Source organism: Sinomonas sp. G460-2 (assembly GCF_047759905.1).
In the GTDB taxonomy this organism is placed as follows: domain Bacteria; phylum Actinomycetota; class Actinomycetes; order Actinomycetales; family Micrococcaceae; genus Sinomonas.
Genome location: NZ_JBKZWT010000142.1, coordinates 1 through 8,802 on the forward strand (window position 1 = coordinate 1; position 8,802 = coordinate 8,802).

General features: G+C 68.6%; 7 protein-coding genes. 3 read left to right on the plus strand and 4 right to left on the minus strand.

The window, feature by feature from the left end; all coding sequences use genetic code 11:
• The first annotated feature begins 318 nt into the window (after nucleotides 1-318).
• Nucleotides 319-996 carry a hypothetical protein gene (locus ACLN58_RS13435; RefSeq protein WP_415855765.1) on the plus strand — a complete coding sequence of 226 codons (678 nt, stop codon included), beginning with the start codon at nucleotides 319-321 and terminating at the stop codon, nucleotides 994-996.
• A 94-nt stretch (nucleotides 997-1,090) separates the two neighbouring features.
• On the opposite strand, the gene ACLN58_RS13440 is transcribed toward ACLN58_RS13435, so the two are convergent.
• Entirely contained in the window at nucleotides 1,091-1,942 is an 852-nt protein-coding gene (locus tag ACLN58_RS13440) for a type IV toxin-antitoxin system AbiEi family antitoxin domain-containing protein (protein ID WP_415855766.1), read from the minus strand.
• A gap of 174 nt (nucleotides 1,943-2,116) precedes the next feature.
• A complete protein-coding gene (locus ACLN58_RS13445) occupies nucleotides 2,117-2,851 on the minus strand; it encodes a DsbA family oxidoreductase (protein ID WP_415855767.1) in 735 nt (244 codons plus the stop codon).
• A 41-nt stretch (nucleotides 2,852-2,892) separates the two neighbouring features.
• Between ACLN58_RS13445 and ACLN58_RS13450 the strand changes: the two genes are divergently transcribed.
• Nucleotides 2,893-4,074, plus strand: coding sequence for an acyl-CoA dehydrogenase family protein (locus ACLN58_RS13450; protein WP_415855768.1), 1,182 nt, complete (start codon nucleotides 2,893-2,895; stop codon nucleotides 4,072-4,074).
• 140 nt (nucleotides 4,075-4,214) lie between these two features.
• Here the strand turns inward: ACLN58_RS13450 and aceB are convergent, their stop codons facing one another.
• Nucleotides 4,215-5,897: a malate synthase A gene (aceB, locus tag ACLN58_RS13455; protein WP_415855769.1), complete on the minus strand. Its 1,683-nt coding sequence runs from the start codon at nucleotides 5,895-5,897 to the stop codon at nucleotides 4,215-4,217.
• Nucleotides 5,898-5,978: 81 nt separating this feature from the next.
• The gene (gene aceA, locus ACLN58_RS13460; RefSeq protein WP_415855770.1) at nucleotides 5,979-7,310 is read right to left on the minus strand and encodes an isocitrate lyase; all 1,332 of its coding nucleotides are present in this window, start codon (nucleotides 7,308-7,310) and stop codon (nucleotides 5,979-5,981) included.
• A gap of 137 nt (nucleotides 7,311-7,447) precedes the next feature.
• Here aceA and ACLN58_RS13465 point away from each other — a divergent pair.
• The coding region (locus ACLN58_RS13465; protein WP_415855771.1) for a helix-turn-helix domain-containing protein at nucleotides 7,448-8,802 on the plus strand (1,355 nt) is incomplete at its 3' end.

Sequence of the window (8,802 nt, forward strand, 5' to 3'; positions counted from 1 at the left end):
CGCGCGGAGACCGTGCTGTACCCGGCGGGGATGCTCGACGGCGATGTGGCCGCGGCGCTCCTGCGCTGGTAGCGCTCGTTCTCGAAGGCCCAGCACGCGCCGGGTGGCCGGCGTTCCCAGCGTGATGACTATCTTGTAAACATCGTGACACATCTGATTTTTCCCCTTTCAAATGTTGGTTAAATCCGGATAGGTTGAGCGTGCCTCACCTGTCCGCCCGCTGTTGCTGGGCGGATTTCTAACCATCGCTTGAAGAATGGGGACCAAGCTATGTTGAAGAAGGCATTCGCCATACTGACTTTGTCCGTCGTGGCATTAGTGGCGGTACAGCCCGTTGCCGCGAGCGCCGCGGGACCGCTGCCGGCGGCCGGACCTCTGCCTGCTGTCGGATCCGGGCCAGCTGCGAACCGCGCGCAGGACGATGACCAGGGGCAGGACGAGGGCTCCGGCCAGGGCGATCAAGGGCAGGGCGGCCAGGGCTCCGGCCAGGGCGACGACCAGGGCCAGGACGAGGGCGGTGGGCACGGCGGCTACGTGCCCCGCGGCAGCATCACGATCACGGGTCTGCCCATCCCGGGCGGAACGATCACCATCATCTTCGCGCCCGGTTCATTCCGCCCGGGCGAACGCGTGACGATCATCCTTGGCGGTCCCAACGGCCGGCGCATCACGCTCGGCGCCGTCGGGGCCAACTCGCCGACCTTCGGCAAGGCGGCGTCGGCCGACGGATCGCTTAACCTCACGATGACCCTGCCCCAGGATGCCGCGGGAACGCAGACGGTCACGGCGACGGGGGCCACCTCCGGCAACGTCGGCACCGCCGCAACGACCGTGGTACCCCAGGACGCGGCGCCGAACCCGGCGCGGGTGAGCCTCGCCGCCGCGGACACCACGCTCCCGCTGCCGTTGATCTGGGGCGGGGCCGGGGCGCTCTTCCTCGGGATCGCGGTCGTGGTGATGCGTGCCTTCGTCCGGAGGCAGCGGCCGAGCGCCTGACGCCGCGACTCTCGTCGACCGCTATCCGGATTCCGACCGGGTTCGAAAGGCCGCCATCGGCGTGTCTGGGGTGACACGCCGATGACCGGCCCGGCTACGAGTCATTTCCGGTCGGAAACCGGAGCATCCGAGCGACCTCGGCGACGAAAGCCTCGGGCCGATGCACCACGTCGGCATAGCCGTAGCGAAAGACCGGGTGCCCGCGCAGCTGAGCAGCCCTGTCCCGCCGCCGGTCCTTGTCCCGCTGCGCTCGCTCCTCGTGGCTCTTTCCGTCGAGTTCGAGGATCAGCCATCCCTCGACAAGCTGATCGACCCAACCGACGCCTTCGATCTCGGCCTGAGCCTCGACGTGAAAGCCCGCGCGCCGAAGGTGGGTCCTCGCGAGCGTCTCGATGGGCGATTCCGCACCGGTGTCGACGAGGTCCAGGACGGCGCGGGCAGGCGCGTTCCGATTGCCGGGCAGGCGCTCGCGAAGGAAGTCGAGGGAGAGGCCGCGATGCATGGCGGACTCCGCGACGAGGAGAGCCTCCAGCTCGGGCAGACACCGGAGCGCGTGCAGCACCACATCGGCGAGGCCTGCGACCGGCGCGTGCTGATCGGGCGGCACCCAGCTGTCGCGGTGGATGATCGCGTTCGGCGCGGCCGCCCCCGTCTTCCGGAGCAGGTGGAACCGGTTGGGCCTTTGGCCCGGCGGGGCGAGCGTCCACAGGCCGTAGAAGCTCGCGGCCGAGGCGCAGGTCAACAGCGACCGAGTCCGCCCGGCCGCGACGAACGCCCGGTCGGCATCCGGGAGCGCGTAGAGCCCCTTGCGCACGCGGACAAGTTCCCCGCGTACGACGGCGGCGCGCACCTCACGCTCCGAGACCCCCCTTTGGAGGAGGTCGCGCAGGCGGCAGACCCCGTGGAACAAGCGCATGACGTGGCCCAACCGGCCGGAATCCCCCATGGGTTCATCCTCGGGCCCGGCCAACCGGCCCCGCAGCCGGCCTCGGGCCTATGTGGACAACTCGGCCCACGGATTCCGACCGGCTTCAAACGTCAGCAAGCCGCGTCGGGCCGCAACACGTCGATGCGAGGCCAATCTCGGCCGTCAATCCCGGTCGGAATCTGGTGCCGTTGGTCAGCAGCCTTCCGGCCCGCAGGCCTCGCCGTTGAGCTCCTCGGAGCCCACCATCACCAACGGATTCGACTCGCGCCACGCGGTGTCGAGGGCCTGCGAGAACAGCTCGGTGGGCTGGGCGCCGGAGACGCCGTACTTGTTGTCGAGCACGAAGAACGGCACGCCCTGGATGCCGAGCGACTGCGCCTCGCGGATGTCGGCGTGGACGGCATCGCGGTACGTTCCGGCGTCGAGAGCTTCGGTGATGTCCGCCTCGGCGAGCCCAGCTGCGACGCCCACCTCGACAAGAACCTCCCGGCTTCCGATGTCTTGGCCCTTCTCAAAGTGAGCCGAGAGCAGCGCCTCTTTGACGCCGTCGGCCGTGTTCTTGGGACCCACGGCGGTCCCGGCGCCCGCCGCGTCCACGGCCTTGGCGAGGTGGATGAGCTCGTGTCCCGCGAAGGAATTGGCGACGACGACCTTGCCGAAGTCGTAGGCGAGGCCTTCGCCCGCGGCCACCTGGGCGACGTGGCCGAACATCTGCTCGACGCGGGCGGGCTGCAGGCCCTTGCGCTGGCTCAGGTACTCGAGCTCGGTGCCGTCGTAGTGTTCCGGGAGGCTCGGGTCGAGCTGGAAGCTGTGCCACGTGACGGTCACCTGGTCCTTGTGCGGGAACTCCGCGAGGGCCTTCTCGAAGCGGCGCTTCCCGATGAAGCACCACGGGCAGGCGATATCGGACCAGATGTCAACGTTCATGAAACCTTCAAGTTCTGGGCGCGAGGGGATATTCCCCGGGCATGAGTCTGTTGTTGGGGCCGGCTCGGGGACAGACTGACACCGTGACTTTCGAACTCACGGAGGACCAGCGGGCCCTCGTCGACACCGTCCACGACTTCGCCACCGAGAGGCTCGCGCCCCACGCCCTCGAATGGGACGCGCAGAAGCATTTCCCCGTCGACGTGCTCCGGGAGGCGGGCGAGCTCGGGCTCGGCGGCATCTACGTGGGGGAGGAACACGGCGGGGCCGGGCTCCTGCGCGCCGACGCGGTGCTCATCTTCGAGGAGCTGGCGAAGGCCGATCCGACCATCGCGGCGTACATCTCGATCCACAACATGATCGTGTGGATGGTCGACCAGTTCGGCTCCGACGCCCAGCGCGCCGAGTGGGTCCCGCAGCTCGTCTCGATGGAGGGCCTGGGCAGCTATTGCCTCACGGAGCCGGGCGCGGGATCGGACGCGGCGGCGCTCACGTCGAAGGCCACGCGCGATGGCGACGACTACGTGCTCAACGGCGTCAAGCAATTCATCTCCGGGGCGGGGACCTCGGCCCTGTACATCGTGATGGCCCGCACGGCAGACACGGGCCACCGCGGCATCACCGCCTTCCTCGTGCCGGCGGGATCGCCGGGCCTCTCCTTCGGCCTCAACGAAAAGAAGATGGGCTGGAACGCGCAGCCCACGAGCCAGGTGGTCTTCAAGAACGTGCGCGTCCCCGCCTCGAACCGGCTCGGCGAGGAGGGCGCGGGGTTCGGCATCGCGATGAAGGGGCTCAACGGCGGGCGCGTCAACATGGGGGCGTGCTCGCTCGGCGGCGGCCAGGCCGCGCTCGAGAAGACGGTCGCGTACCTCAAGACGCGCACGGCGTTCGGCGGTCGGCTCGCCGACAAGGAGGCGCTCGTGTTCGAGCTCGCCGACATGGAGATGAAGCTCGAGGCCGCCCGCAGCCTGCTCATGCGCGCCGCCGACGCCCTCGACCGAAACGACCCCGACACCGTGCGGCTGTGCGCGATGGCCAAGCGTGTGGCCACGGACGCGGGGTTCGAGGTGGCGAACCAGGCAATCCAGCTTCACGGCGGCTACGGCTATCTGCACGAGTACGGGGTCGAGAAGATCGCTCGCGACCTCCGGGTCCACCAGATCCTCGAGGGGACGAATGAGATCATGCGGCTCATCGTGGGGCGGATGCTCGTAGGGGACTAGGGTGCGGGGGACGTCGAGGGGCCGGACCGCGCAGCACCACTACGCGGTCCGACCCCTCAACTTTGTTCCCGATCGCCGGCCCCCGGACTTCGGGGCGCGTGTTGCGATTCCGCTGCCGGCGTCGGGAAGTTTCTCCCCGACTACGCGGCCGACACCGCCCGTGCGGGCTCGGGCAGCCCCGCCTCGTACTCGTCCTCCTTGCCGGCGTCCTCGCACAGGTACCGCGCGTAGGCCGGGAGAGTCAGGAAGGTCGGGAACTCGGGCGCGAGGGCGACTTCCTCGAAGATCTCGTGAGCGTCCTGGAAGCGGTCGCCGTCGAACCGCTCGAGCTTCGCGAACTCCTCCTCGAAGAGCTCCTTGACCCATTCGCGCGTGATCACTTCGCCCTCGTCCGTGATGGCGTGCGAGTAGATCCACTGCCAGATCTGCGAGCGGGAGATCTCTGCGGTCGCGGCGTCCTCCATGAGGTTGTGGATCGCGACGGCGCCGCTCCCCCGGAGCCACGCCTCGATGTACCGGACGCCCACCTCGATGTTGTTGCGGATGCCGCCCTCGGTGATCGTCCCCGTGCACGAGGCCACGTCGATGAGCGCGCGGTCGTCTGGGTTCACGTCCTCGCGGAGGCGATCGAGCTGGTTCGGCCGATCGCCGAGCACCGAGTCGAACACCTCGCGGGCCACGGGAACGAGGTCGGGGTGGGCCACCCACGAGCCGTCGAAGCCGTCGTTGGCCTCGCGCGTCTTGTCGGCGCGGACCTTCTCGAACGCGATCGCGTTGGCCTCGGGGTCCTTCCGGTTCGGCACGAACGCGGCCATGCCCCCGATCGCCATCGCGCCGCGGCGGTGGCATGCGCGGACCAGCTGCTCGGTGTAGGCGCGCATGAACGGCTGGGTCATCGTCACCTGGCCGCGGTCCGGGAGCACGAAGCGCGGGCCGCGGGTGCGGAAGTTCTTGATGATCGAGAAGATGTAGTCCCAGCGGCCAGCGTTGAGCCCGGCGGCGTGGTCGCGGAGCTCGTACAGGATCTCCTCCATCTCGAACGCCGCCGTGATGGTCTCGATGAGCACGGTCGCGCGGATGGTGCCCTGCGGGATGCCGAGCAGGTCCTGGGCGAGCACGAACACGTCATTCCAGAGGCGAGCCTCGAGCCGGTTCTCGATCTTCGGGAGGTAGAAGTACGGGCCCTTGCCGGCCGCGATGAGCCGCTTTGCGTTGTGGTAGAAGAAGAGGCCGAAGTCCACGATCCCGCCCGCGATCGGCTTGCCGTCGACGAGCATGTTCTTCTCGGGCAGGTGCCACGCACGCGGGCGGACCACGATCGTCGGGCGCCCCTCGGCGGGGCGGAGGCGGTACTCCTTGCCCTCGGGGGAGACGAAGTCGATGCGGTCCGTGAGCGCGTCGATGAGGTTGATCTGCCCCTGGATCACGTTGCGCCACGACGGGGTGAGCGAGTCCTCGAGGTCGGCGAGCCAGATTTTGGCCCCCGAGTTGAGCGCGTTGATGGTCATCTTGCGCTCCACGGGGCCCGTGATCTCGACGCGACGGTCCTCGAGGCCCGGTGCGGGCGGGGCCACGCTCCACGTCGGGTCGTTGCGGATCTCCGCCGTCTCGGGCAGGAACCGGGGGTCCTGGCCCTTGCGGATCGCGGCGCGGCGCTCGTGGCGGGCCTCGAGCAGTTCCTGCCGGCGGTCGGCGGTGGCGCGGTGGAGCTTGGCCACGAACTCGAGCGCGCCCGAGGTCACGATCTCATGCTGCCGTGCCAGCGGCTGCGCAGTCAGAGTGATGCCGTTGATGCTGAATCCATCAGTGTGGAAGGTGTTCATGGAGGTCTCCTGAAAAGCGTGAAGTACGACGGCGGGAGGCGAGTTTCAAACTCGCGTCGCCGCCCGCCGTCGTCCGTTCGATCAGTGGAACTGGCCCTCTTCGGTGGATCCCACCAGGGCAAGGGTGCTGGCGTTCGGGTTCAGCGCCGTGGAGACCAGGTCGAAGTAGCCGGTGCCCACTTCGCGCTGGTGCTTGGTCGCGGTGTAGCCGCGGTCCTCGGAGGCGAATTCGCGCTCCTGGAGCTCGACGTACGCGCTCATGCCGTTGCGGGCGTAGCCGTGCGCGAGGTCGAACATCGAGTAGTTGAGGGCGTGGAAGCCCGCGAGGGTGATGAACTGGAACTTGAAGCCCATGGCGCCGAGTTCGCGCTGGAACTTCGCGATCGTGGCGTCGTCGAGGTGCTTCCTCCAGTTGAACGAGGGCGAGCAGTTGTACGCGAGCATCTGGTCCGGGAACTCGGCCTTGACGGCCTCGGCGAACTTGCGGGCGAGCTCGAGGTCCGGGGTGCCGGTCTCCATCCAGATGAGGTCCGAGTACGGGGCGTAGGCCTTGGCGCGGGCGATGCAGGGCTCGACGCCGTTCCGCACCTTGTAGAAGCCCTCCGGCGTCCGCACGGGCTTGCCGTCCTCGCGGAGGATGAACTCCTGGTCCCGCTCGTCGACGTCGCTCGTGATGAGCGTCGCGGCCTCGGCATCCGTGCGGGCGATGATGACGCTCGGCACGCCGGCGACGTCGGCGGCGAGCCGAGCAGCGTTGAGCGTGCGGATGTGCTGCTGGGTCGGAATGAGCACCTTGCCGCCGAGGTGGCCGCACTTCTTCTCCGAGGCCAGCTGATCCTCCCAGTGAACGCCCGCGGCGCCCGACTGGATCATGGACTTCATGAGCTCGTACGCGTTGAGCGGGCCGCCGAAGCCGGCCTCGGCGTCCGCGACGATCGGCACGAGCCAGTCCTCGACGCTCTGCTTGCCCTCGGAGAACTCGATCTGGTCCGCGCGGAGCAGCGCGTTGTTGATCCGGCGAACGACGGCGGGCACCGAGTTGGCGGGGTAGAGGGACTGGTCGGGGTAGGTGTGCCCCGAGAGGTTCGCGTCCGCGGCGACCTGCCAGCCCGAGAGGTAGATGGCCTTGAGGCCGGCCTTGACCTGCTGGACCGCCTGGTTGCCGGTGAGGGCGCCGAGGGCGTTGATGTAGCCGGCGCCGTCGGCGCGGCCTTCGGTCACGGACTTCCACAGCTTCTCCGCGCCGCGGCGGGCCAGGGTGTGCTCCTCGGAGACGCGGCCCCGAAGCTTGACGACATCCTCCGCCGTGTAGTCGCGCGTGACGCCGTCCCAGCGGGGGTTCGCGGCCCACTCGAGCGTGAGGGCCTCGGCCTGCTGCTGGGGGGTCTGGGGCTGCTCGGGCTGCGCGGTCATCGCTGTCTCCTTCGACTGGTCACTGACGTGAATTCACTGACCTGAATTCCTCGTGACATCAACTTTTCCGGGTCTGCAACCTCTCGAACAGACAAAAGTGCTGGAAAGAAACGCAGATCTTCACGTATTCTCAAGAAATGTCGCGCACGAGCCCCGCCCCGACCCCCGCCACGTCCTGGAGCCGCCCCACGCCGTCGGCCGCTGCCCGGAAGGGCGTCGAGACCGTCCCAGGTGCCGGCGTCGATGTCATCAGCCTCGGCCGCCGCGTCCGCTACCTGCGCAAGGCCGCAGGCCTTACGCTCGACGAGCTCGGCACCGCGGTCGGCGCGGCCGCGAGCCAGCTGAGCCTCATCGAGAACGGCAAGCGCGAGCCGAAGCTCGGGCTCCTCCAGCAGCTCGCGGGCGCCCTCGGCGTCGGCGTGGACGCCCTGCTCGGGGCCGAACCGCCGAGCCGTCGCGCCGCGCTCGAGATCGAGCTCGAGCGGTATCAGCGCAGCCCGCTCTACGAGTCCCTCAACCTGCCCAGGATCCGCATCAGCTCGCGGACCCCAGTCGACGTCCTCGAGTCCCAGCTCGGCCTGCTTCGGGAGCTCGAGCGCAAGCTCAACGAGCAGGTTGCGACGCCAGAGGAGGCGCGCCGCGCGAACGGCGAGCTGCGCCTCATGATGCGCGAGCGCGGAAACTACTTCCCCGAGTACGAGGCCGAGGCGCAGAAGGTGCTCAAGGCCGTCGGCTATGCGGGCGGTCCGCTCAGCCAGCACCTCATCTCCGACATCGCCTCCCACCTCGGCTTCACCCTGCAGCACGTGGGCGATCTGCCCCATTCGACGCGGTCGGTGACCGATCTGAAGAATCGCCGGATTTATCTCACGCATAACCAGCGCTCCGACCACGACCCCCGTTCCGTGCTCCTCCAGGCCCTCGGCCACTACGTCTTGGGCCACGAGACGCCGAGCAGCTACGGCGACTTCCTCGCGCAGCGCGTGGCCACGAACTATTTCGCCGCGGCGCTGCTCCTCCCCGAGCACACGACGGTCGAGTTCCTCCAGCAGGCCAAGGCCCGCAAGGAGATCTCGGTCGAGGATCTCCGGGATTCCTTCGCCGTGAGCTACGAGACCGCCGCGCATCGCTTCACGAACCTCGCGACGCAGCACCTCGGCATCACGACGCACTTCCAGAAGACGCATCAGAGCGGCATCATCTACAAGGCCTACGAGAACGACGGCGTGAACTTCCCCATGGACCACACCGGCGCCATCGAGGGGCAGCCCGCGTGCAAGGCGTGGACGAGCCGCGTGGTGTTCGGCGTCCCGGACAAGTTCAGCTCGTACAGCCAGTACACCGACACGGTCAACGGCACGTTCTGGTGCACAGCGCGGACCGAGCGCAGCGCGAGCGGCGAGTTCTCCCTGAGCGTCGGCGTGCCCTACCAGCACGTCAAATGGTTCCGCGGGCGAGAGACGACGGCGCGCGCCACCTCGCGCTGCCCCGA